Genomic DNA, 22,565 nt, shown 5'->3' with positions numbered 1-22,565 from the left:
ACCACGCCCACCATGAGCGCGTACACCGACTTCTCCACCGGCGAGCCCCTCGCCGACACCAAGGCCCCGGCCGGCCCCGTCGCCGAACGCTGGGACCGCCGCCGCTTCGAGGCGAAGCTGGTCAATCCGGCCAACCGCCGCAAGCACACCGTGATCGTCGTCGGCACCGGCCTGGCGGGCGGTGCCGCCGGCGCGACCCTCGCCGAGCAGGGCTACCACGTGGTCCAGTTCTGCTACAGCGACTCCCCGCGCCGCGCCCACTCCATCGCCGCCCAGGGCGGCATCAACGCCGCGAAGAACTACCGCAACGACGGTGACTCGATCCACCGCCTCTTCTACGACACCGTCAAGGGCGGCGACTTCCGCGCCCGCGAGTCCAACGTCCACCGCCTCGCCCAGATCTCCGTCGAGATCATCGACCAGTGCGTGGCCCAGGGCGTCCCCTTCGCCCGCGAGTACGGCGGCCTCCTCGACACCCGCTCCTTCGGCGGCGTCCAGGTCTCCCGCACCTTCTACGCCCGCGGCCAGACGGGCCAGCAGCTGCTGCTCGGCGCCTACCAGGCGCTGTCGCGCCAGATCGCCGCCGGCAACGTCGAGATGCACGCCCGCACCGAGATGCTCGACCTGATCGTCGTCGACGGCCGCGCCCGCGGCATCGTCGCCCGCGACCTGGTCACCGGCGCGATCTCCGCGTACTTCGCGGACGCCGTCGTCCTCGCCTCCGGCGGCTACGGCAACGTCTTCTACCTGTCCACCAACGCCATGAACTCCAACGCGACGGCCGTCTGGCGGGCCCACCGGCGCGGCGCGTACTTCGGCAACCCCTGCTTCACCCAGATCCACCCCACCTGCATCCCGCGCACCGGCGACCACCAGTCCAAGCTGACGCTGATGAGCGAGTCCCTGCGCAACGACGGCCGGATCTGGGTCCCCAAGGCCAAGGGCGACACCCGCCCGCCGGCCGAGATCCCCGAGGACGAGCGGGACTACTACCTGGAGCGGATCTACCCCTCCTTCGGCAACCTCGTCCCGCGTGACATCGCCTCCCGCGCCGCCAAGAACGTCTGCGACGAGGGCCGCGGCGTCGGCCCCGGCGGCCAGGGCGTCTACCTGGACTTCGCCGACGCGATCCGCCGCATGGGCAAGGAGAAGGTGGCCGAGAAGTACGGCAACCTCTTCGACATGTACGAGCGGATCACCGCGGAGAACCCGTACGAGGTCCCCATGCGGATCTACCCCGCCGTGCACTACACGATGGGCGGACTGTGGGTCGACTACGACCTCCAGACCACGGTCCCGGGCCTGTTCGCGATCGGGGAGGCCAACTTCTCCGACCACGGGGCCAACCGCCTCGGCGCCTCCGCCCTCATGCAGGGCCTCGCCGACGGCTACTTCGTCCTGCCGTCCACCATCAACGACTACCTGGCCCGCAACCCGCACGCCACCCCCGTGGACGACACCCACCCCGAGGCCGTGTCCGTCCTGCGCGAGACCCGCGAGCGCGTCGAGCGCCTCCTCGCCGTCGACGGCGACCGCACACCCGACTCCTTCCACCGCGAGATCGGTGAACTGATGTGGGAGTACTGCGGCATGGCCCGCACCGAGGCGGGCCTGCGCAAGGCACTCGCCCGGATCCCCGAGATCCGCGAGGAGTTCTGGCGCCGGATCAAGGTCCCGGGCACCGGCGCGGAACTCAACCAGTCCCTGGAGAAGGCCAACCGGATCGTCGACTACCTGGAGCTCGCCGAGCTCATGTGCCTCGACGCGCTGCACCGCGCCGAGTCCTGCGGCGGCCACTTCCGCGAGGAGTCCCAGACCCCCGACGGCGAGGCGGCCCGCCAGGACGAGGCCTTCTCCTACGTCGCCGCCTGGGAGTTCACCGGCACCGGCACCGCCCCCGTCCTGCACAAGGAAGACCTGGTCTTCGAGTACGTCCACCCCACCCAGCGGAGCTACGCATGAAGCTCACCCTGCGCGTCTGGCGCCAGCAGAACGCCGACGCCCCCGGCGCCATGGTCACCTACGAGGTCGACGGCGTCTCGAAGGACATGTCGTTCCTGGAGATGCTCGACACCCTCAACGAGGACCTCATCCTGCGCGGTGAGGAGCCCGTGGCCTTCGACCACGACTGCCGCGAGGGCATCTGCGGCGCGTGCAGCCTCGTCATCAACGGCGACGCGCACGGCCCCGAGCGCACCACCACCTGCCAGCTGCACATGAGGTCCTTCACCGACGGCGACACCATCGACGTCGAGCCGTGGCGGGCAGCGGCCTTCCCCGTGGTCAAGGACCTGGTGGTGGACCGTTCGGCCTTCGACCGGATCATCCAGGCCGGCGGCTACATCACCGCGCCCACCGGCTCCGCACCGGAGGCCCACGCCACCGCCGTGCCGAAGGCCGACGCCGACCACGCCTTCGAACACGCGGAGTGCATCGGCTGCGGCGCGTGCGTGGCGGCCTGCCCGAACGGCTCGGCGATGCTGTTCACCTCGGCCAAGGTCAACCACCTGAACGTGCTGCCGCAGGGCGCCCCGGAGCGCGAGACCCGGGTCCTGGACATGGTCGCCACCATGGACGACGAGGGCTTCGGCGGCTGCACCCTGACCGGCGAGTGCGCGACGGCCTGCCCGAAGGGCATCCCCCTGCCGTCGATCGCCGCGATGAACCGCGAATGGCTGCGCGCCGTCCGCAAGGGCCCCCGCAGGCCCTGACCCCGGTGCCCTGCGCCGATCGGCTGAGCGCACCCCGCTCGCCCGTGCCGCGCCCGGCCCGGCCGACGGCCATCGGCGACAGTGTCGCCCATGGCACACACACGCAGAACCGTGCTTGCGGCCGGGCTCGCCGCGGGGGCCGGGCTCGTGGGGTGCTCCTCCGCCTCCGAGGGGCACCACCACCGGGCCGCCGCCGGGCCGGCGCACCCGGCCGGCGCCCCCGACACGCTGATCATGCTGATCCGGCACGCGGAGAAGCCGTACGCCGGTGACGTCGGCGAGGACGACGAGGGCAACGACGACCCCGGCTCCCTCGCCCTGCGCGGCCGCCGCCGCGCCGAGGCCCTGCCGGGGCTGTTCCCGCCCGCCGCACGGGCCCCGCTGCCGCGGCCCGCGAGCCTGTTCGTGCCGTCGGGGAGCCCGGCCCGCTGCCGTCAGACCGTGGCCCCCCTCGCCGAGGCGCTCAAGCTGCCGATCCGCGCTCCGCTCCCGGCCGGCCGGGAGGCCGACCTGGCCTGCGCCGCCCTCGCCGCACCCGGCCCCGTCCTGATCTGCTGGGAGCACACCGGCCTGCCCCGCGTCGTGCAGGCCCTGGGCGCCGCCGGCCTCCGGGACGTCCCGGCCCTCTGGCCGGACCGCTACGACCTGGTGTGGCTCCTCACCCGGCACCGCGGCGCCTGGTCCTTCCGCGAACAGGGCCAGCACCTCCTGCCCGGCGACCCCTGAGCCCGGTCCGGCGGACCGGGCCGCGGCCCGCGGCGGCGCGGAGGAATGATCCCGGCGGCCACGGGAAGGGGCCCCGACGGGAACGCGTCGACCCGTCCGGGGGGCGAGGGCGACCTTCGGGGGCGAAATTCCGGCCAGACCCGACGAAAGCCGCAACCATGTGTCCGGTGCCGCTGAGAGATCCCGAGACCGTCAAACAGCTGATCGCACGCGAGATCGGTCAGCTCAGGGCCATCGCCGCCCGCTCCGCGGGGGCCTGCGAGGGCTCCGTGCCGACCGCGGAGAGCGAACTGGTCCCCCCGGCCGAGGCCAGCGGCCAGGCCTGCCCGTGCGGGCAGGGCACAGGGGCGGGACACGCCTGCCACGACGCCGCCGAGGGGCACGACCCCTGGGACTGCCTGTGCGCGACGCTCCCGGCCATCCCCGTCTCGGCGGCCCTGCTGGCGCCCGTCAAGGACGAGGACGGCCGGACCGTGGACTTCGTGATCAGGGCCGGCAACCACGTCCGCTCCGCCGGCTGGCTCGACCCCCCGGACCGCCAGGTCGGCAAACGCCTCCTCGACGTCCGGCCCGGCGCCGAGGCCTCCGGCCTGCTCGACGCGCTGATCGAGGTCCTGGCCAGTGGCCGGGCCCTGCGCGCGCACCCCGTGGAGTACACCGAGCGCCGGCCCGACGGCCTGCACCGCACCTCCTTGCTCTACGACGCCGCCGCCTGCGGCGGCCAGGTGCTGGCGACGTGGCGCCAGGCCCGTGACCGCACCGAACTGCTGTCCCTGGAGGCCCAGTTCATCGCGTCGATGGGATGGGCCCGCTACGACCTGCTGTCCGGCGAGACGATCTGGTCCGACGGGCTGTGCGGCATCTTCCGCACCACCCCGGGCCGGCCCCTGACCCTGATGGAGCTGTGCGACGTCGTGCTCCTGGAGGACCTCCCCCTGTGGGGACGACTCCTGCGCGCCCTGCTCGACGGCGAGGAGCCGCCCGGCACCGACATCCGCTTCGCGGTCCAGGGCGACGTCCGCACCCTCCACGTCGTGGGGCGGCCCGTCATCTCCACCGACGGCCTGGCCTGGGCCCTGCACCTGATCGCCCGCGACCTGACCACCCAGATCCGCGGCCGTCAGCGCCTGGCCGCGACCCGCCGCCAGACCGAACGGTTCCGCGAGGAGGCCGTGGCCGAACGGCGGGTGGCCACCGCCCTGCGCGAGGCCCTGCTGCCGACCCATTCCGAGCAGATCGTCGACCTGGGCTACCGGGTGGCCGCGGCCTACCTGCCCGCCGAGGCCGCCGTCGGCGGCGACTGGTACAAGTGCCGGGCCCTGCCCGACGGCCGGATCCTGCTCGCCATCGGCGACGCCTGCGGGCACGGGCTGAGCGCCGTGGCCCGGATGGCCCAGCAGCGCCACGGCCTGGCCGGCCTCGCCCACACCCCCGGCAGCGACGCGAGCCGGCTGACCGGGTGGCTCAACGACCTCATGTGCGCCGATCCGGCCGCCGAGACGGCGACGGCCGTCATCGGCCACCTCCACGGCGACCACCTGCTGACCTGGGCGAACGCCGGACATCCGGCACCCGTCCTGGTACGCGGCGGCACGGCCTCCCCGCTCCCGACCCACCACCGCGGGCCCCTGCTCGGCCTGCTGCCCGGCCATCCGTACGAGACCGCCACGACCTCGCTGGAGCGCGGTGACCTCCTCGTGCTCTACACCGACGGCCTGGTGGAGCGCCGGGACGCCGACATCGAGGAGGGACTGCGCGTCCTGTGCCGGCACCTGGCGGAGCACCCCGGCCTGGGCGCCGAAGGCACCCTGGAGTCGGTGATGGACCACTACGCGACGGGTGACCTCTCCGACGACACCTGCCTGGTCGCCCTCGAAGTCACCTGAGCCACCTGGCCGTCAGCCCGCGCCCGCATCCGCGCCCGCATCCGCGCCCGCGTCCACGCCCGCCGCGCCGAGCGCCCGCGCCAGGTAGGCCGCCGTACGGCTGCCCGCAGCGCGCGCCACCTCGGCCGGGGTACCGGCGGCGACGATCCGGCCGCCCCGCGCGCCGCCGCCCGGACCCAGGTCGATCACCCAGTCCGCCCCCGCCACCACGTCCATGTCGTGCTCCACCACGACCACCGAGTGCCCGGCGTCCACCAGCCCGTGCAACTGCCGCAGCAGCACCTCGACGTCGGCCGGGTGCAGCCCGGTCGTCGGCTCGTCCAGCAGGTACAGCGTGTGGTCCCCGCGCAGCCGCTGGAGCTCGGTGGCCAGCTTGATCCGCTGCGCCTCGCCGCCCGACAGCTCGGTCGCGGGCTGGCCCAGCCGCAGGTAGCCGAGCCCCACGCCCTCCAAGGCGCGCAGGCTGCGGGCCGCCGCCGGGACGTCCGCGAAGAACTCCGCCGCCGCCTCCACCGTCAGGGAGAGCACCTCCGCGATGTCCAGCCCCGCGTACCGCACCTGGAGGGTCTCGGCGTTGTAGCGGGCGCCGCCGCACTCGGGGCAGGGCGCGTACGTGCTCGGCAGGAACAGCAGCTCGACCGAGACGAACCCCTCGCCCGTACAGGTCTCGCAGCGCCCGCCGGGCACGTTGAAGGAGAACCGGCCCGCCTTCCAGCCGCGCGCCTTCGCCTCCGGAGCGGCCGTGAACAGCCGCCGCACCACGTCGAACAGACCGGTGTACGTCGCCAGGTTGGACCTCGGCGTGCGCCCGATCGGCTTCTGGTCGACCTCGACCAGCCGCCGTACCGGGAAGTCCGCCGCCCCGATCCGCTCCGTCACCGCCCCGGCCAGGGCCTGCCCGACCAGGGTGGACTTCCCCGAGCCGGAGACGCCGGTCACCGCGGTGAACACCCCGAGCGGGAACGCGGCGTCCACGCGGCGCAGGTTGTTGCGCTCGACCCCCACCAGCCGGACCGTCCCGGACGGCGTCCGCACCGGCCGGGGCTCCCGCGCCGGACGGGCGTACAGGTACCGGGCCGTGGCCGATTCCGGATGGCCCGCCAGGTCCCGAGGCGGTCCGCTGTGCAGCACCCGGCCGCCGTGCTCCCCGGCCAGCGGACCCACGTCCACCAGCCAGTCCGCGTGCCGCACCACGTCGAGGTGGTGCTCCACCACGCACACCGTGTTGCCGGCCGCCTTCAGCCGGTCCAGCACCCCGAGCAGCGCCTCGGTGTCCGCCGGGTGCAGCCCCGCCGACGGCTCGTCCAGCACGTACACCACCCCGAACAGCCCCGACCGCAGCTGGGTCGCCAGCCGCAGCCGCTGCAGCTCGCCCGCCGACAGGGTCGGCGCGCCCCGGTCCAGGCCGAGGTAGCCGAGCCCCAGCTCGACGACCGGCCCGATCCGTGCGCGCAGGTCCGCGACCAGCACCCGGGCCGCCTCACTCGTCCCCGCCGTCTCGCCCGCCCCCGCCGCCTCGTCCGTCCCCCCGGCCAGTACGGCGTCCAGCTCGGTCAGCGGCAGCGCCGCCAGCTCCGCGATCGTCCGCCCGGCGAAGGTCACCGCCAGGGCCTCCGGCCGCAGCCGGCGGCCCCCGCACGCCGGGCACGGCGCGTCGGTCAGGAACCTCTCGGCCCGCGCCCGCAGGGTGGCGCTCTTGCTGTCGGCGAAGGTCCGCATCACGTAGCGGTGCGCGCTCATGTACGTGCCCTGGTACGGCCGCTGGATCCGGTCCGCGTCGCGCACCGGGTGCACGGTGACCACCGGCTGCTCCTCGGTGAACAGGATCCACGCGCGGTCCTCGGCCCTCAGCTCCCGCCACGGCCGGTCCACGTCGTAGCGCAGCGCCTCCAGGATGTCGCGCAGGTTCTTGCCCTGCCACGCTCCCGGCCAGGCCGCGATCGCGCCCTCGCGGATGGACAGGCCGGGGTCGGGCACCAGCAGTTCCTCGCTGGTGCCGTGGATCCGGCCCAGCCCGTGACAGGCCGGGCAGGCACCGGCCGCCGTGTTGGGGGAGAAGGCGTCGGAGTCCAGCCGGGGCGCGCCGGGCGGATACGTCCCGGCCCGGGAGAACAGCATCCGCAGCGAGTTGGAGAGCATCGTGACCGTCCCGACGGACGAGCGCGAGCCGGGCGAGGAGTGCCGCTGCTCCAGCGAGACGGCCGGCGGCAGACCGCTGACCGCGTCCACCTTCGGCGCCCCGATCTGGTGGATGAGGCGGCGCGCGTACGGTGCCACCGACTCGAAGTAGCGCCGCTGCGCCTCGGCGTAGAGCGTGCCGAAGGCGAGCGAGCTCTTGCCGGAACCGGACACGCCCGTGAAGACGGTCAGGGCGTCCCGCGGGACGTCCACGTCGACGGCCCGGAGGTTGTGCTCCCGGGCGCCCCGGACGCGGATGAAGGGGTCGGTGGGCTGGTGCATTCGCCCCACTTTAGGGGTCAGGGGTCAATGCCCGGCGGGTGGGGGGACCCGTTCAGGCGATGGGCCCGGCCGGGCTTCCCTGGCTACGCTCGTCCCGAAATCCGGCTCAATGCAATTGCATATGGGACGGGCGGTGCGGTGCAGAGGGGAAACGAGAAAGGTGGGCGCTGTGCGTTTTGAGAACGGTGTGGCCGCGGACACCATCCCGGCGGTGCGCTGGGTGAAGAGCTCGGCGAGTTCGGGCATCGGCAACTGCGTGGAGGTGGCGGCCCTTCCGGGCGGCGACTTCGCCGTGCGCAATTCCCGCTTCCCGGCCGGTCCGGCCCTGGTCTTCACGCAGGCCGAGATGACCGCGTTCGCGGCCGGTGCGGGCGCCGGTGAGTTCGACGACCTGCACGGGAGGGGTGCGTAGGGTCAATTCATGGCCAATGCTTGAAGGGGCGGGCATGCGAGAACCAGACTGAGCCGCTGAGAGCGCACCGCGCGCCGGCACGCCGCGCCGGCCGCGCACGTCCCGTTGGGTCAGCAAGGAGCACCGCATGTCCGTCGGCAGTTCGTCCGCCAGCATCGCCGGCCGCGGGGTCGCGGCGCGGTTACTGGGGGAGCGGCTGCGCAGACTGCGCTGCGACGCGCAGCTCTCCCTGGCGGACGCCGCCACCCTCATCCGCGGCTCCTCCTCCAAGCTCAGCCGGCTGGAGCGCGGTGAGAGCCCGCCCAAGGAGAACGACGTCTGGGACCTCGTCCGGCACTACGGCCTCGACGCCGAGGGGCAGGACGAGATCCACGAACTCCTCAGCCAGGTCCGCGACGAGAGCAAGCGCCGCAAGAAGTACAGCGATCTCACCCCCGACTTCGTGCGCCGGCTGATCGCCCTGGAGGGCCAGGCGAAACGGATCTGCGTGTACGAGACCCACGTGGTGCCCGGCCTGCTCCAGACCAAGAACTACGCCCGGGTGCTCGTCGGCCTCGCCCTGGAGGGCGCCGACTACGTGGACGTCAGCCGGCACGTCCAGGTCCGCCGCGACCGCCAGGCGCTGTTCGACCGCCCGCGGCGGCCCGAACTCATCGTGATCATCGACGAGAGCGTGCTGCGCCGGCCGATCGGCGGGCCCGAGGTGATGTGCGAGCAGCTGCGGCACCTGCGGAAGTTCGCGGGGGAGGACGCCCCGGACGTGCACTTCCGGATCCTGCCCTTCGAGCACGAGAACGTCGGCTTCGCCCCCAGCTTCCCGATCACGCACCTGCAGTTCGCCGACGGCGGCCCGGCCGAGCTCGTGTACGTCGAGCAGATGGAGAGCGCGGACTACGTGACCACCCCCGAGCACGTCCGGCGCTACCGCAAGGTGCTGGACGAGCTGATGGCCACCTCGCTGTCCCGGGAGGACACCCTCGACCACCTCGACCGGCGGCTCGCCCACTACGAGGAACGGGCCGCGTCCCGGTCCGCCGAGTTCGGGGAGGTCCCCGCTCCGCGCAGCGCCTGAGCGGGCAGCCTGCCGACCCCGCCCCACGCGATCAGCTCGGCCTCCGCGTCGCGCAGCGTGGGTCTGCGTTCGGCCCGCCAGTGCGCCACGTCGCCCAGTCCGGGTTCGATGATCTCCAGCCCGTCGAGGTATCCGCGCACCTCCTCCTCCTCGCGCAACCGTCCCCAACTGCCGTCGGTGGCCTCGCGCATCAGCCGGGTGACCCGTTCGCGCACGTCGGCGTAGGGGCTGGTGAACTGGCACAGGACCACGAAACTGCCGGGCGCGAGCCGCTGCTTGACCCGCTCGATCATCGGCGTGACGTCCTCGTCGCCGAGGCACTGGGCCACCGAGACGAACAGCGCGGCGGTCGGCTCGTCCGGCCGGATCAGCCGGCGGACGGCGGGGTCGGCGAAGATGGCGGCGGTGTCGCGCACATCGGCGTCGACGACCGCGGTGCGGGGGTTCTCCACGAGCCGGGTCCGGGCGTGGGCCACGACCAGGGGGTCGTTGTCGACGTACACCACGCGGGCGTCGGGGGCGACGGCCTGGGCGACCTCGTGGACGTTGTCCCGGGCGGGCAGGCCGCAGCCGTGCTCCAGGAACTGTCTGATGCCGTAGTCCCGGGCCAGGACATGGACCGCGCGGCGCAGGAAGGCCCGGTTGCTCAGCGCGCCGGTGCGCGAGCCGGGGGCGATGTCGAGGAGGTCGGCGCCCACGCGGTGGTCGGACGGGTAGTTGTCCACCCCGCCCAGTAACCAGTCGTAGATCCGTGCGACGCTCGGCCTGCGCACGTCGTGGTGCATCCGTCCGTCCCCCTCAACGCTGGTCAGCGGCCTCGTCGGTTGGAGTGCCCATGCTAGAGAGGATCCGTCCCGCGCGCCGTCCCCTGAAGGTGTGGTGGCCGGCGGCGTCCGGGTCACGGACGCCGCCGGCCACCGGTGCGTCAGCGCCGTGTACGCCGGAGCCGGCGCCGTACGCGCCGGGAGGCCCACAGGCCGCCGCCGAACAACGCCAGCGTCAGGCTCAGCGCGAAGTCCGCCACGCCCACCGCGTTCGGCCCCGCGGTGCGGTGCAGGGCGACGGCGCCGCCCCCGCCGAGCGGGAGCAGGACGAGGAGGAAGACGGCGCGCAGAACTGTTTGCCGACTGGGGAGGTGCGGGATAATCCGCTTACGGAACGCCAAGATCCCTGCCTGCGTCGCGAGGAGAGCTTGGCGTAACTGGTGCAGCAAGGCGATTCCCTTCTCTTTGCTGGCCGTCGGCCCCGGGCGTTGCAGCGCCCGGGGCCTTCGCGCGTCGGTCGGTCGTCGACCGGGCGCAGCGAATGTACCGTCTTGCTCCACACACGTGACGTCCCGTCGGAGCTTGCAGCCGGCGCGGAAATGGGAAAGCGATTCACCCGATGATCTGCCAGTGCCTGTCAACCCCCGGGAGTGGGCCGGTACGACGGGCCGGAGACCGCAATAACGGTTCTGTCCTGGACCACTCCGACTCCCGGCGGCGGCCGCGAATCAGTCGAATAATTCACCCTCCAGGGTGAAGATCAAATGACCGGAGGATGAAGGGATCAACTCCCGTCCCAGGATTCACCTCGTGCACATGCAACGAGGTAAGGGGACCTTGATTAGCCTTCGTGAACACGCGGCGCCGCCGGGCCCGGCGGCGCCCGCACCGGGACGCCGGCGGCCGCATGGGGCGGGACGCCGGCGGCCGCATGGGGCGGGCGCGGGTGGGCAGACGCGGGAGATGACCGTACCCAAGACACCCGTGATCTCCCTCGACTGCGCCGAGCCCGAGACGCTGGCGCGGTTCTACGCAGGCCTCCTCGACGCCGAGGTCAGGCCCGGACCCACCCAGGACGAGGTGGAGGTGGTGGGCGCGGACGGCGTCCGGCTCGCGTTCCGCCGCGACCCCGGCTTCGCGCCGCCGAGCTGGCCCCGGCCCGAGGGGTCGCTCCAGGCGCACCTGCGGATCCGCGTGGCCGCTGCCGACCTCGACGAGGCCGAGCGGGAAGCGGTCTCGCTGGGCGCCCGGCCGCTGGGGACGGACGACGAGGACGGCCCCCGGCCGGTCCGCCTGCTCAGCGACCCGGCCGGGCACTCGTTCGCGCTGACCGCCGCCGACCCCGCCGCGGGGCCGGGACCGCTCGGCGGCTGAAAGACCGGCACCGACCGTACCGCGCGGTTACGGTGGCGGGATGGAACAGCGGATCAGCCTGATCACCCTGGGGGTCACCGACCTCGCCCGGGCCAAGGGGTTCTACGCCGCGCTCGGCTGGCGCGGCACCGAGGTCGAGGAGACCGTGTTCCACCAGGCGGGCGGTCTGGCCCTGGTGCTGTGGGACCGCGCCAAGCTCGCCGCTGACTGCGGCCTTCCCGCCACCCCGCCGACCGGTTTCGGCGGTATCGCGCTCGCCCACAACGTGCGCACGGACGCCGAGGTGGACGCCGTGCTCGACGCCGCGGCCGCGGCCGGCGGGACCGTCACCCGGCCGGCCGCCGTCAACGCGATCGGCTTCTACTCGGGGGTGTTCACCGACCCGGACGGCCATGCCTGGGAGGTCGCCCACAACCCGGGCTTCACCCTCGCCGCGGACGGTTCGCTGATCCTGCCCGACTTCGGGGTGTAGCCGGGGCCGGGGCGGACCGCCGGGCGCGGGACGCGCGCGGGCCGGCGGTGCGCCGGTGGCGCGCCCGGTGCCGCTGCGGCCCCCGCTCCGGCTCCGACTGCGGCCTCGGCCCCGGCTCCGCCTCCGACCCCGCCTCCGCCGCGGTCGCCGGCTGCCCCGGCGCGGGCCGGGACGGGAGTGGCGGATCCGGGCGGCCGAGCACGAGTTCCTCGTAGCGGCCCAGGGCGAGGACGGCGCAGAGGAGGGCGGGCAGGAGCAGCAACGCGGACATGGCGGCCATGGGGTCGTCCCTTCGTCCCTTCGGCGGGCCTCCTGCCGCGCATGCCCCGGACCGGCCGGGGCACGCAGCCGGGACGCGGCTCAGTCGGTGCCGGCCGTGGTGATCCGCGCGCACTCCCGGACCACGGCCGCGAGGTCGCCCTGCGACGCCAGCAGGTTCCGCTGGACGCGGGCCCCGTTCCCCTGGTCCAGGAGCCGGGCGATGCCCGCCCGGACGAGGTCCTCGTCGCCGGAGTCCGCCAGGGCCTCGCCGACGTGCCGGTGCAGCGCGTCCACGGCCTCCTCGGGCGCGACCCGCCGCATCGTGCGCGGGTGCAGCAGCGGGCCGTCCAGCCCGGACCGGCCGGCCTGCCAGTTGGCCAGCCGGATCAGGCCGGTGCTCACGGGCGCGGGCGGCTCCCCGGCGCGCCAGGCCCGGGCGGCGGTCTCCACCAGTGCGCGGGCGAGGGCCGCCAGCAGGACGGGGGTCGAGGCGTCCAGGCACACGTCCGCGACCCGGAGTTCCACCGTGGGGTAGGAGGCGGACAGGCGGGCGTCGAAGTAGATCATGCCCTCGTCGCGCAGCACGCCCGATCCGACCATGGCGGCCACCTCGGCGTGGTAGCGGTCGGCGGACCCGAAGACGTCCGTGGGTCCGGCCGAGGGCAGGCGGTTCCAGACCCGGCTGCGGTAGCCGGCGTACCGGGTGTCCTCGCCCTGCCAGAACGGCGAGTTGGCGCTCATCGCGGCGAGGACGGGCAGCCAGGGCCGGATCCGGTCCAGGACCGCGACGCCCTCCTCGTCCGACTCGACCGACACGTGGACGTGGCAGCCGCAGGTCAGCTGCTCCTGCGCGGTCAGGCCGAACTGGCGTGCCGCCCACGCGTAGCGGCGGCCCGGGGAGAGCGAGGGCCGCACCGGGAGCGGGGAGGTGGCGAGCGCGGCGATCCGGGCCCCGGCGGTCGCCGCGTGGCGGGCGGCCTCGGCGCGCCACCGGACGATCTCCCGCTGGAGTTCGCCCATCTCCGTGACCGGCTTCGTGGCGAACTCGACCTGTTCCTCCTGGAGCTCCGACTCCAGGGTGTGGCCCGGGGTGCCGTCGTCGGCGACGGGTGCGGCCCCCCGTTCGGCCGCTCGGTCGGCGGCGTCGAGCACGACGCCCGACAGGGCCAGTGGCTCCCCGGTCTCCGCGTCGGCCAGCAGCAGTTCCTCTTCGACACCCACGCTGCGCATGTGTCTCCCTGGTCTCGTGGTGCACTCCGGTCGCGGCCCGTCTGCCCCGGCCGGCGGATTCCGAACCGGTCCGGCCCGTGACCGGGAATTGGGGCGAGTCGATCCGCCGAACGGGGGCAGGCGAGCGGCATGACGACGAACGAATCCGCCGCTCTCGCCGGCGGCCCGGCCCCGCCGGGCCCGGCCTGGCTGCACCTCCTGATCATCGCGTTCGCCCTGGGCGTGCTCCTGCACAGCCTGGCCGGACGCCACCGCGGAGAAAGGAAGCAACCGTGAACGACATCTGGTCCTACCGCCTCACCGCCGGCCGGCTCGAAGGCGTCGATCTGACGGGCTACAAGGTGGAGGCGGTCGACGGCACCATCGGCAAGGTGGACAAGCACTCGCACGAGACCGACGCCTCGTGGATCGTGGTCGACACCGGCCCCTGGATCTTCGGCCGGGAGGTGCTGCTGCCCGCGGGCACGATCACCCGCATCGACACCGCGCAGGAGAAGGTCTACGTCAACCGCACCAAGCAACAGGTCAAGGACGCGCCCGAGTTCGTCCGGGACACCCACCTCGACGACGCCTCCTACCGCCAGGCGGTCGGCGGCTACTGGGGCGACGCCCCGCTGGGCCGCTACTGAGTGCGGCGGGCACCGCCGCGGGAGGACGCGGTGCGGCGGGGCGACGGACGTCGCCCCGGGTTCCGCCCGCGCGGGACGCGCGGATCGCCCGGCCTGATCCGAAAGAGACGACCTACGCTGGCCCGCATGAGTGACAGCGCGCACCGGCCGCCCCTGGCCGTCTTCGACATCGACAACACCCTCTCCGACACCGCGCACCGCCAGCACTTCCTGGAGCGGCGGCCGCGGGACTGGACCGGGTTCTTCGGCGCGGCCCTGGACGACCCGCCGTTGGCGCGCGGGGTGGCCCTGGCGCTGGAGAGCGCGGCCGAGTGCGAGGTGGTGTACCTGACCGGGCGGCCGGAGCGCTGCCGGGCGGACACGTTGGAGTGGCTGGAGCGGCACGGGTTGCCCGAGGGGCGGGTGTGGATGCGCGGTGACCGTGACCGGCGCCCGGCCCGGACCACGAAGCTGGAGGTGCTCCGGCGGCTCGCCCGGGGCCGCGAGGTGCGGATGCTCGTGGACGACGACGAACTGGTCGTCCAGGCCGCCCGCGCGGCGGGCTTCCGCGTGCTGCACGCGGACTGGACCGCCGACTCCCCGGCCCTCAAGGACGCCCAGGAGCGCGAGGGCCGCACCTGAGCACCTGATCCGCGGCGGCGGGGCCGGCCGTGCCCGCCGGCACGTACCGGCCCGGCCGCCGCGTGCGGGCCCGCCGGTGGTGTCAGCCGGCCGGGTCCTCGCCCTCCAGGCGGAAGCCGACCTTCAGGCCCACCTGGTAGTGCGCGACGGCGCCGTCCTCGATGTGGCCGCGCACCTGGGTGACCTCGAACCAGTCCAGCTTCCTCAGCGTCTGGCCGGCCCGGGCGATCGCGTTGCGGATCGCCTGGTCGACGCCTTCGTGCGACGTGCCGACGATTTCGGTCACCCGGTAGGTGTGGTTGGACATGGGCGCTCCCGAGGGTGGGGTCTGATGCCTTGTGTCACTTTGCCCCAGTCCCTACCGGTTCGCGAGGTGGAGGGCGCCGGGCGGAGTCGTACGGGATCGCGGCGAATGCCGGGAAGTTCCCCCACGAAAGGCCCTTGACCGGCTCATTGGTCCATGCCAATTTCAAGCCAGCCATGATCGACCCACCCGAAGGTGACCTTTCGTGAAGATACGCTTCCACGCCGTGTGCGCCGCCCTCACCGCGACCGCCGCGGCCGCCGCGCTCACCGGCTGCGGCCAGCTCACCGGCGCGGACGGCGGCACCCGGAAGGTGACCCTCTGGCTGATGAAGGGCAGCGCCTCCGACGACTTCATCCGGAAGTTCACCGCCTCCTTCGAGAAGGAGCACCCGGGGATCGACCTGCAGGTCGAGATCCAGGAGTGGACCGGCATCGGCGCCAAGGTCAACGCCGTCCTGAACGGGAGCAGCAAGGAGAGCGCCGACGTCATCGAGGTCGGCAACACCCAGGTCGCCCAGTACATCGAGACCGGCGGCCTCTCCGAGGTCACCCTGGAGGGCCTGCGCGCGTGGGGCAGCAAGGACTGGCTCAAGGGCCTGGCCGACCCCGGCAGTGTCAACGGCGCCCAGTACGGCGTCCCCTGGTACGCGGCCAACCGCGTGGTGATCTACCACAAGGACCTGTTCGCCGCCGCCGGCGTCAAGGAGCCCCCGAAGACCCGCGCGGACTGGATCGCGGCGACCCAGAAGCTCGACAAGGGCGACCAGCAGGGCATCTACCTCGCGGGCCAGAACTGGTACGTGCTCGCCGGCTTCGTCTGGGACGAGGGCGGCGACCTCGCCGTCGAGACCGGCGGCCAGTGGCTCGGCACCCTCGACACCGAACCCGCCCAGGCCGGCATGGAGTTCTACAAGAAGCTCCAGGCCCTCGGCGACGGCCCCAAGGGCGCCGACGAGGAGACGCCCCCGCAGGCGGAGGTCTTCGCCCGGGGCCAGGTCGCCCAGATCATCGCGCCGCCCGGTCAGGCCGCCCAGATCGAGCAGCTCAATCCCGCCCTCAAGGGCAAGCTCGGCTTCTTCCCGATCCCGGGCAAGACCGCCGACAAGTACGGCTCCGTCCTCACCGGCGGCTCCGACCTGATCATCCCGAACCGGACCCGGGACCGGGCCGCCGCCGTGGACGTGATCACGGCCCTGGTGAGCGAGAAGTGGCAGACGGAACTGGCCCGTACGATGAGCTACGTCCCCAACAAGACCACGCTCGCCCATGTGGTCCAGGGCAACGAAGGAGCCAGCGCGATGGCGCTCGGCGCCGCCCAGGGCCGGGCCACGCCGAAGTCCGCCCGGTGGGCCGAGGTCGAGTCCAAGAACCCGATCAAGCCGTACATGACGGCCGCGCTCACCGGCCAGGACCCGCAGGCGGCGGCGCGGACCGCCTCCCAGGCCATCAGCAAGGTCCTCAGCTCGGACCGCTGACCGGGCGCCGCCGACCCCGGCGCCGCCGGTCCCGCGCGGCTGATCCGGCGCCGCCGGTCCCGCGCCGCTGACCCCGGCTCCGCCGGTCCCGGCCCCCGCCATTCAACAGCCGCACATGTGGGTGCCGCTGGACGGTCATGTCGAATCCAGCCGGTCACGGAAGAAACGTAGGGAGCCAGGCCGACGCGTCCCGGCCTGGCTCCCGCATCCGGACCAGGAGCCGCCATGACCGTCGCCCCCGTCTCCCCGCTGCAGCCGCCGGCCACCGACCTGCCCGCCCCCCGCTACACCGTCCGCCTCGCCCGGGACGAGGACGAGGTGCGCGCCGCCCAGCGGCTGCGCCACCTGGTCTTCGCCGGCGAGCTGGGCGCCCGCCTCGACGGCCCGGAGCCCGGTCTGGACTGCGACGCCTTCGACGCCTACTGCGACCACCTCCTCGTCGTCGAGGAGCGGACCGAGCAGGTCGTGGGCACCTACCGGCTGCTGCCGCCCGAGCGCGCGGCCGTCGCGGGCCGGCTCTACTCCGAAGGCGAGTTCGACCTCTCCGCCCTCGCGCCGATCCGCCCCGACCTCGTCGAGGTCGGCCGCTCCTGCGTCCACCCCGCCCACCGCAACGGCGCCGTCATCGCCCTGATCTGGGCGGGCCTGGCCCGCTACATGGACCGCTCCGGCCACCAGTGGCTCGCCGGCTGCTGCTCGATACCGCTGTCCGACGGCGGGGTGCTGGCCGCCGCCACCCGCGAGACCGTCCTCGCCCGCAACCTCGCGCCCGAGGAGTACCGCGTCACCCCGCACCACCCCTGGAGCCCGGCCGGCATCACCCACCCCGACCGGACGGAGCTGCCCGCCCTGCTGCGCGGCTACCTGCGGCTGGGGGCCTGGGTGTGCGGCGAGCCGGCCCTCGACGCCGCGTTCGGCTGCGCCGACCTGTACGTCCTGCTCTCGCTGCGCCGGACCAACCCCCGCTACCTGCGCCACTTCCTCTCGCTCGCCCCGGCCGCATGAGCGCCTGGCTGCCCACCGCGCCCTGCACCCCGGCCGGCTGCGCCGCGCACGAGGGCCGGGCCGCCACCGTGGCGCACGCGGTGCTGCGGCTGGCGGCCGTCGCCGCGCTGGTCCTGCTCGGCGTGGCCGGCGCCCCGCCCGTGCGGCTGCTGCCGCAGCGCCCCCGCCGGGCCGTGGTCCGGGCCTGGTGCCGGGCCCTGGTACGCGCCTTCGGCGTCCGGACCACCGTCCACGGCAGCCCCGGCCCCGACGGCGGCCGGCTGATCGTCGCCAACCACGTCTCCTGGCTGGACGTCCCCCTGGTCGCCGCCGCCGTGCCCTCGCGGATGCTGGCCAAGGGCGAGATCGGCCGCTGGCCGGTGCTGGGCCGGCTGGCCGCCCGGGCCGGCACCCTGTTCGTCGACCGCGACCGCATCCGCGCCCTGCCCGCGGTGGTCGGGGCCCTGGCCGCCGCCCTGCGCGCCGGCGACCGGGTCACCGTCTTCCCCGAGGGCAGCACCTGGTGCGGCCGCGGGCAGGGCCTCTTCCGCCGGGCCGCCTTCCAGGCGGCCCTGGACGCCGGGGTCCCCGTCCAGCCGGTGCACCTCGCCTATCTGCTGCCCGACGGCCGCCCGGCCGGGGCGCCCGCCTTCGTCGGGGACGACCCGCTCACCGCCTCCCTGTGGCGGGTCGTGCGCGCCCGCGGGCTGCGCGCCGAGGTACGGCTGCTGCCGCGGATCCCGCCGGGCCGGCATGCGGACCGGCGGGCCCTCGCGGCCGCCGCTCAGTCGGCCGTCACCACCTCCTCGGGCGTCCCGGCCGTGGCGTACCCGCCCAGGGAGCCGGTCCGCACGCTGCCGTCCGCCATCGACAGCGACAGCGCGAAGCGCCCTTGCGCGTCCGTCCACCACTGGGTCAGCTCCAGGCCGGCCGCGGCGAGTTCGGCGCGTACGCCCTCCTGACGGAACTTCGCGGAGATCTCCGTCAGGATCTCCTCGCCCTCGGCGACCGGAACCACCAGGTCCAGGGCCCGGATCTTCACCACCATGTCCGACCGGGCCCGCAGCCGCATCTCGATCCACTCGTGCTCGGCGTTCCACAGCGCCACGTGGTCGAAGTCCTCCGGTCGGAAGTCCGCGGCCAGTTCCCGGTCGATGACGGCCAGCACGTTCTTGTTGAACTCCGCCGTCACCCCTTGGGCGTCGTCGTACGCCGCCACCAGCACGGAGGCGTCCTTGACCAGGTCCGTGCCCATCAGCAGGGCGTCACCGGGCGAGAGCATCGCCCGGACCGACGCGAGGAACGCCGCCCGCTCGGTCGGCACCAGGTTCCCGATGGTGCCCCCGAGGAACACCACCAGCCGCGGACCCGGTGTCGGCGGCAGGTGCAGCGGCCGGGTGAAGTCGGCCAGCAGGCCGTGCACCCGCAGGCCCGGATGCTCCGCCAGCAGGACCTCCGCGGCCCCCGCCAGCGCGCTCTCGCTCACGTCCACCGGGACGTACGTGTCGAGCCCCGGCAGCGCCTCGATCAGGTGCCGGGTCTTCTCCGAGGAGCCCGAGCCCAGCTCCACCAGGGTGCGCGCCCCGGTCGCCGCGGCGATCTCCTGGGCGCGCTCCAGCAGGATCTCCCGTTCGGCCCGGGTCGGGTAGTACTCCGGCAGCCGGGTGATCTCCTCGAACAGCTCGCTGCCGCGGGCGTCGTAGAACCACTTGGGCGGGATCGACTTCGGGGTGCGGGTGAGCCCCGCCAGGACGTCGGCGCGCAGCGCCGTGTCGGCGGCGTGCTCGTCGAGGGTGCGGGTCAGCTGGAAGTCACTCACAGCGGGCTCTCCTTGAGCGGGGTGAGGGCGACGCGGGTGCGGGTGGCCGTCAGCAGGGTGCGGTCGGGCACCTCGCTCCAGCGCGGGTCGTCGTCGTACGGCTCCGACGCCACGACGGTGCGGCCGGCCTCGGGGTCGGCCAGGTACCACAGGGAGTCCCCCCACGCCGTCGCGGTGACGGTCCTGCCGTCCGTGAGCAGCAGGTTCAGCCGGGAACCGGGCGCCGCGGCCGCGAGCTCGCGCACCGGCTCCGCCAGCGCCGTGCCCGGGTCGTCCCCGGCCCGCAACCGGCGCAGCACCAGCGCCCAGACCAGCGCCGAGTCGGTGCGCGCCGTCAGCTGCAGCAGGGCCTCGGGCGGCAGGCCCGCGGCGAGCGGGGCCACCGACCCGGGCCAGTCCCGGACCGCCCCCTGGTGGCTGAACAGCCAGGGCCCGTCGGTGAACGGCGCCGCCGCCGCCTCGCCGTCCGCCCCGGCCAGCGTGGCGTCGCGCACGGCGGCCAGGAACGCCTCGCTGCGCACCACGCGGGCGAGGTCGGCGAAGGACTCGTCGCCCCAGACGGGCCCGTAGCGGCGGTAGCGGGCCGGCACCGGATCGCCCTCGGCGTACCAGCCGACCCCGAAACCGTCGGCGTTGACCGTGCCGTAGCGCTGGCGGCGCGGCGCGTACGACTGGCGCACCAGCGCGTGCTCGGGGTCCGACAGCAGCCGACCGAGCGGTACCGGCGGCCCCACATAGGCGAGATGGCGGCACATCAGGCATCCCTCGCCGTCCGGAACCCGGCGAAGATCTGCCGGCGCACCGGCAGGTCCCAGTTGCGGAACGTGCCCCGGCAGGCCACCGGGTCCACCGCGAACGAGCCGCCGCGCAGCACCTTGTGGGCCGGGCCGAAGAAGACCTCCGAGTACTCCCGGTACGGGAAGGCCCGGAAGCCCGGGTACGGCAGGAAGTCGCTGGCCGTCCACTCCCACACGTCACCGATCAGCTGCCGTACGCCCAGCGGCGAGGCGCCCGCCGGATAGCTGCCCGCCGGGGCCGGACGCAGATGGCGCTGGCCGAGGTTGGCGTGCGCCGGGGTGGGGTCGGCGTCACCCCACGGGTAGCGCGTGGAGCGGCCGGTCGCCGGGTCGTGCCGGGCGGCCTTCTCCCACTCGGCCTCGGTGGGCAGCCGCCGGCCGGCCCACCGGGCGTAGGCGTCCGCCTCGTACCAGCTGACGTGCAGGACCGGTTCGTCGTCCGGCACCGGCTCCGTCACCCCGAACCGGCGGCGCAGCCACACCGTCCCTTCCCGGTGCCAGAACAGCGGGGCCTCGATGCCGTGCTTGCGGATCTGCTCCCAGCCCTCCGGCGCCCACCACGAACGCTCGTGGTAGCCGCCGTCGGTGACGAACGCCCGGTAGTCGGCGCAGGTCACCGGGACGGTGTCGATCCAGAAGGCGGCCGTCTCGCGCCGGTGCGCCGGCCGTTCGTTGTCCAGCGCCCACGGCTCGGTGGAGGTGCCCATGGTGAACGGCCCGGCCGGTACCAGGACCTCGCGCACCGCCGGGGGCGGGCCGGCCGGGGGATCGGGGTCGGGCGCGGAGAGCACCGGTTCACCGCGCCGCAGCTGGTGGGTGATCAGCATGGTCTCGTCGTGCTGCTGCTCGTGCTGGGCGATCATCCCGAAGGCGAACGCCGAGTCCAGCAGCGGGGTTCCCTCCAGCGGCGTCGCCGCCAGCACGTCGAAGACCCGGCCGCGCACCTCCGCCGCGTACCGGCGGGCCTCGGCCGGGCCCAGCAGGGGCAGCCGGGGCCGCTCGGCGCGCGGATGGGCGAAGGCGTCGTAGAGCGGGTCGATCTCCGGGTGCAGGGGGTCGCGTCCGGCGACGTTGCGCAGCAGCCAGAGCTCCTCCTGGTTGCCGATGTGCGCGAGGTCCCACACCAGCGGCGACATCAGCGGGGAGTGCTGGGCGGTCAGGTCCTCGTCGGTGACCGCGTCGGTCAGCAGCCGGGTGCGGGCACGGGCGGCGGTCAGCGCGGTCAGGGCGCGTTCGCGCAAGGACGGTTCGGCCGGGCGGACGGCTTCGGCGGTCATGCGCGGGCCTCCTTCCCGGTGGACAGGTCCTGGGGATCGTCGGCCGGGCAGCGCCCGCGCAGGACGTAGCGTCCGGTGAACTCGGCCACCGCCGCCACGGCCTCGGGCGGCGCGCCGAGCCGGGGCAGGGCCTCGGCGGCGGCCAGGAAGCAGGCGGTGGCGGCCTCGCGCAGCTGCGGGTGGGCCGTGCCGTGGCGGGCCGCGGCGCGCCAGAGCGGGTTGCGGGGGGCCGGCCGGTCGCCGTACGTGCCGGAGAGCGCCTCGGTGACCCGGTACGCGGTCCCGGCGGCCTCGGGGTCGTCGAACAGGGCGTGCACGACGGCCACCGGCACCAGCCAGCCGTCGTCCCCGGGCTGCGCGTCGATCATGCGCAGCTCCAGGTGGCCGCGCGGCCGGACGGGCGGGAACAGGGTGGTCAGGTGGTAGTCGAGGTCCTCGGCGGTGGGCGGGCGGGGGCCGCCGGTGCGCAGCCAGTCGCGGAAGGTCAGCCCGCGGGGCACCGGCCAGGGGTCGGGGCCGTCGGAACGGACGCACATCACCTCGGTGTCCAGCGCGTGCCGGACCCAGCCCGCCCGGGGCGGCGCGTCGAGCGGCGGGGCCAGCGCCCGGCGCCGGTCGAGGGCCTCCCACAGGGCCTGGCGCGCGCACCGCCAGCCGGTGTACGGGCCCTGCCCGGGGGAGTTGGCGAAGGCGGCGACCAGGACGGCGCCCAGCAGGTGGGCGAGGCGCCAGCGGCGGGCGTACCCGAACGGGCCGGGCTCCTCGTGGCCGGCGTCGACGCAGACCTGGACGGAGGCGGAGGAGCGCATCATGACCCGGCCGGCCGGGCCGGTGCGGTCGAAGTACGCCTCCATGGCCTCGTAGCGCGGCTCGGTGAGCAGCCGGCGGGCGAAGGGGCGGCGGTCGCGGCCGAGGCCGCGCAGGACGAGGCCCTGCTCGCGGAGGGTCGCCCGGACGGCGGTCAGGTCCTCCTGGAGGTCCGCCAGGCACTGGGCGAGGGAGGCGGCGGGCGGTGAGCTCAGTTCCAGCTGGCCGCCGGGTTCCACGGTGAACCGGGAGCGCAGCGGCAGCGCGCGGGCCGCGTCGTGGGCGGCGGTGAGCCGGTCGGGGGTCAGGGGGCGGTGCGGACGCTCGGCGTCGACCACCAGCCATTCCAGTTCGGCGCCGAGCAGGCGCGGCGGGCCGGTCTTGAAGCAGATGCCGTGGACCAGGTCCTCGGCGGCGGTCTCGGTGAGGGTACGCGCGGGTGCGAGGGGGGACGTCTGGGACATGACCGGCTCCTCGATTCC

22 protein-coding genes and 1 pseudogene are annotated in these 22,565 nt (G+C 74.3%); 14 read left to right on the top strand and 9 right to left on the bottom strand.

Annotated elements, in window-relative coordinates:
• Positions 1-12: 12 nt before the first annotated feature.
• From LG632_RS13200 to LG632_RS13185, 4 genes are all read left to right on the top strand, one after another.
• Positions 13-1,962, top strand: coding sequence for a fumarate reductase/succinate dehydrogenase flavoprotein subunit (locus LG632_RS13200; RefSeq protein WP_226727218.1), 1,950 nt, complete (start codon positions 13-15; stop codon positions 1,960-1,962).
• On the top strand, positions 1,959-2,711 hold the full coding sequence (locus LG632_RS13195; protein WP_226727211.1) for a succinate dehydrogenase/fumarate reductase iron-sulfur subunit: 753 nt from the start codon (positions 1,959-1,961) through the stop codon (positions 2,709-2,711). The genes LG632_RS13200 and LG632_RS13195 overlap by 4 nt, the downstream gene beginning before the upstream one ends.
• A 90-nt stretch (positions 2,712-2,801) precedes the next feature.
• Positions 2,802-3,437 carry a hypothetical protein gene (locus LG632_RS13190; RefSeq protein ID WP_226727210.1) on the top strand — a complete coding sequence of 212 codons (636 nt, stop codon included), beginning with the start codon at positions 2,802-2,804 and terminating at the stop codon, positions 3,435-3,437.
• Positions 3,438-3,595: 158 nt separating this feature from the next.
• Complete coding sequence (locus LG632_RS13185; protein WP_374203466.1) at positions 3,596-5,323, top strand: PP2C family protein-serine/threonine phosphatase; 1,728 nt, start codon at positions 3,596-3,598, stop codon at positions 5,321-5,323.
• A gap of 12 nt (positions 5,324-5,335) precedes the next feature.
• Here the strand turns inward: LG632_RS13185 and LG632_RS13180 are convergent, their stop codons facing one another.
• Complete coding sequence (locus tag LG632_RS13180) at positions 5,336-7,783, bottom strand: excinuclease ABC subunit UvrA (RefSeq protein ID WP_226727208.1); 2,448 nt, start codon at positions 7,781-7,783, stop codon at positions 5,336-5,338.
• Between the two features lie 169 nt (positions 7,784-7,952).
• Here LG632_RS13180 and LG632_RS13175 point away from each other — a divergent pair, with 169 nt between their 5' ends.
• Positions 7,953-8,195, top strand: coding sequence for a DUF397 domain-containing protein (locus tag LG632_RS13175; RefSeq protein ID WP_226727207.1), 243 nt, complete (start codon positions 7,953-7,955; stop codon positions 8,193-8,195).
• Between the two features lie 127 nt (positions 8,196-8,322).
• Complete coding sequence (locus LG632_RS13170; RefSeq protein ID WP_226727206.1) at positions 8,323-9,267, top strand: helix-turn-helix domain-containing protein; 945 nt, start codon at positions 8,323-8,325, stop codon at positions 9,265-9,267.
• On the opposite strand, the gene LG632_RS13165 is transcribed toward LG632_RS13170, so the two are convergent.
• Both LG632_RS13165 and LG632_RS13160 read right to left on the bottom strand, forming a co-directional pair.
• Complete coding sequence (locus LG632_RS13165) at positions 9,201-10,052, bottom strand: SAM-dependent methyltransferase (protein ID WP_226727205.1); 852 nt, start codon at positions 10,050-10,052, stop codon at positions 9,201-9,203. The genes LG632_RS13170 and LG632_RS13165 overlap by 67 nt on opposite strands.
• A 140-nt stretch (positions 10,053-10,192) precedes the next feature.
• Positions 10,193-10,432, bottom strand: a complete 240-nt coding sequence (locus LG632_RS13160; RefSeq protein WP_226727204.1) for a hypothetical protein — start codon at positions 10,430-10,432, stop codon at positions 10,193-10,195.
• Positions 10,433-10,994: 562 nt separating this feature from the next.
• Here LG632_RS13160 and LG632_RS13155 point away from each other — a divergent pair.
• Both LG632_RS13155 and LG632_RS13150 read left to right on the top strand, forming a co-directional pair.
• On the top strand, positions 10,995-11,405 hold the full coding sequence (locus LG632_RS13155; protein WP_226727203.1) for a VOC family protein: 411 nt from the start codon (positions 10,995-10,997) through the stop codon (positions 11,403-11,405).
• Positions 11,406-11,445: 40 nt separating this feature from the next.
• Positions 11,446-11,877 carry a VOC family protein gene (locus tag LG632_RS13150; protein WP_226727202.1) on the top strand — a complete coding sequence of 144 codons (432 nt, stop codon included), beginning with the start codon at positions 11,446-11,448 and terminating at the stop codon, positions 11,875-11,877.
• 360 nt (positions 11,878-12,237) lie between these two features.
• Here the strand turns inward: LG632_RS13150 and LG632_RS13145 are convergent, their stop codons facing one another.
• Positions 12,238-13,368 carry a glutamate--cysteine ligase gene (locus LG632_RS13145; RefSeq protein ID WP_226727201.1) on the bottom strand — a complete coding sequence of 377 codons (1,131 nt, stop codon included), beginning with the start codon at positions 13,366-13,368 and terminating at the stop codon, positions 12,238-12,240.
• Between the two features lie 129 nt (positions 13,369-13,497).
• On the opposite strand from LG632_RS13145, the gene LG632_RS13140 reads away from it, so the two are divergent.
• From LG632_RS13140 to LG632_RS13130, 3 genes are all read left to right on the top strand, one after another.
• Complete coding sequence (locus LG632_RS13140) at positions 13,498-13,644, top strand: hypothetical protein (protein ID WP_226727200.1); 147 nt, start codon at positions 13,498-13,500, stop codon at positions 13,642-13,644.
• Entirely contained in the window at positions 13,641-13,997 is a 357-nt protein-coding gene (locus LG632_RS13135; RefSeq protein WP_226727199.1) for a PRC-barrel domain containing protein, read from the top strand. The genes LG632_RS13140 and LG632_RS13135 overlap by 4 nt, the downstream gene beginning before the upstream one ends.
• Before the next feature lie 126 nt (positions 13,998-14,123).
• On the top strand, positions 14,124-14,618 hold the full coding sequence (locus tag LG632_RS13130; protein ID WP_226727198.1) for a phosphatase domain-containing protein: 495 nt from the start codon (positions 14,124-14,126) through the stop codon (positions 14,616-14,618).
• 82 nt (positions 14,619-14,700) lie between these two features.
• Here LG632_RS13130 and LG632_RS13125 read toward each other — a convergent pair whose 3' ends face one another.
• The gene (locus LG632_RS13125; protein WP_226727197.1) at positions 14,701-14,925 is read right to left on the bottom strand and encodes a dodecin; all 225 of its coding nucleotides are present in this window, start codon (positions 14,923-14,925) and stop codon (positions 14,701-14,703) included.
• A 208-nt stretch (positions 14,926-15,133) separates the two neighbouring features.
• Here LG632_RS13125 and LG632_RS13120 point away from each other — a divergent pair, with 208 nt between their 5' ends.
• The 3 genes and pseudogenes from LG632_RS13120 to LG632_RS30535 all read left to right on the top strand — a co-directional run.
• Positions 15,134-16,399, top strand: coding sequence for an extracellular solute-binding protein (locus tag LG632_RS13120; protein ID WP_226727217.1), 1,266 nt, complete (start codon positions 15,134-15,136; stop codon positions 16,397-16,399).
• A gap of 225 nt (positions 16,400-16,624) precedes the next feature.
• A complete protein-coding gene (locus LG632_RS13115; RefSeq protein WP_226727196.1) occupies positions 16,625-17,404 on the top strand; it encodes a GNAT family N-acetyltransferase in 780 nt (259 codons plus the stop codon).
• A pseudogene (locus LG632_RS30535) lies at positions 17,401-17,928 on the top strand (lysophospholipid acyltransferase family protein); the annotation flags it as partial. The gene LG632_RS13115 and the pseudogene LG632_RS30535, both read left to right, overlap by 4 nt.
• 239 nt (positions 17,929-18,167) lie before the next feature.
• On the opposite strand, the gene egtD reads toward LG632_RS30535, so the two are convergent.
• From egtD to egtA, 4 genes are read right to left on the bottom strand one after another with little or no spacing between them, the layout of a single operon-like run.
• Complete coding sequence (gene egtD, locus LG632_RS13105; protein ID WP_308108349.1) at positions 18,168-19,202, bottom strand: L-histidine N(alpha)-methyltransferase; 1,035 nt, start codon at positions 19,200-19,202, stop codon at positions 18,168-18,170.
• On the bottom strand, positions 19,199-19,957 hold the full coding sequence (egtC, locus tag LG632_RS13100) for an ergothioneine biosynthesis protein EgtC (protein WP_226727194.1): 759 nt from the start codon (positions 19,955-19,957) through the stop codon (positions 19,199-19,201). Before egtC ends, egtD begins: the two co-directional genes overlap by 4 nt.
• Entirely contained in the window at positions 19,957-21,276 is a 1,320-nt protein-coding gene (egtB, locus tag LG632_RS13095; protein WP_226727193.1) for an ergothioneine biosynthesis protein EgtB, read from the bottom strand. Before egtB ends, egtC begins: the two co-directional genes overlap by 1 nt.
• Positions 21,273-22,547: an ergothioneine biosynthesis glutamate--cysteine ligase EgtA gene (gene egtA, locus LG632_RS13090; RefSeq protein ID WP_226727192.1), complete on the bottom strand. Its 1,275-nt coding sequence runs from the start codon at positions 22,545-22,547 to the stop codon at positions 21,273-21,275. Before egtA ends, egtB begins: the two co-directional genes overlap by 4 nt.
• Between the last annotated feature and the right edge of the window lie 18 nt (positions 22,548-22,565).

Source organism: Streptomyces antimicrobicus (assembly GCF_020532625.1).
GTDB lineage: Bacteria > Actinomycetota > Actinomycetes > Streptomycetales > Streptomycetaceae > Streptomyces > Streptomyces antimicrobicus.
The sequence above is the reverse complement of the archived record's forward strand: the minus strand, read 5'-3'. Positions and strand labels throughout refer to the sequence as shown.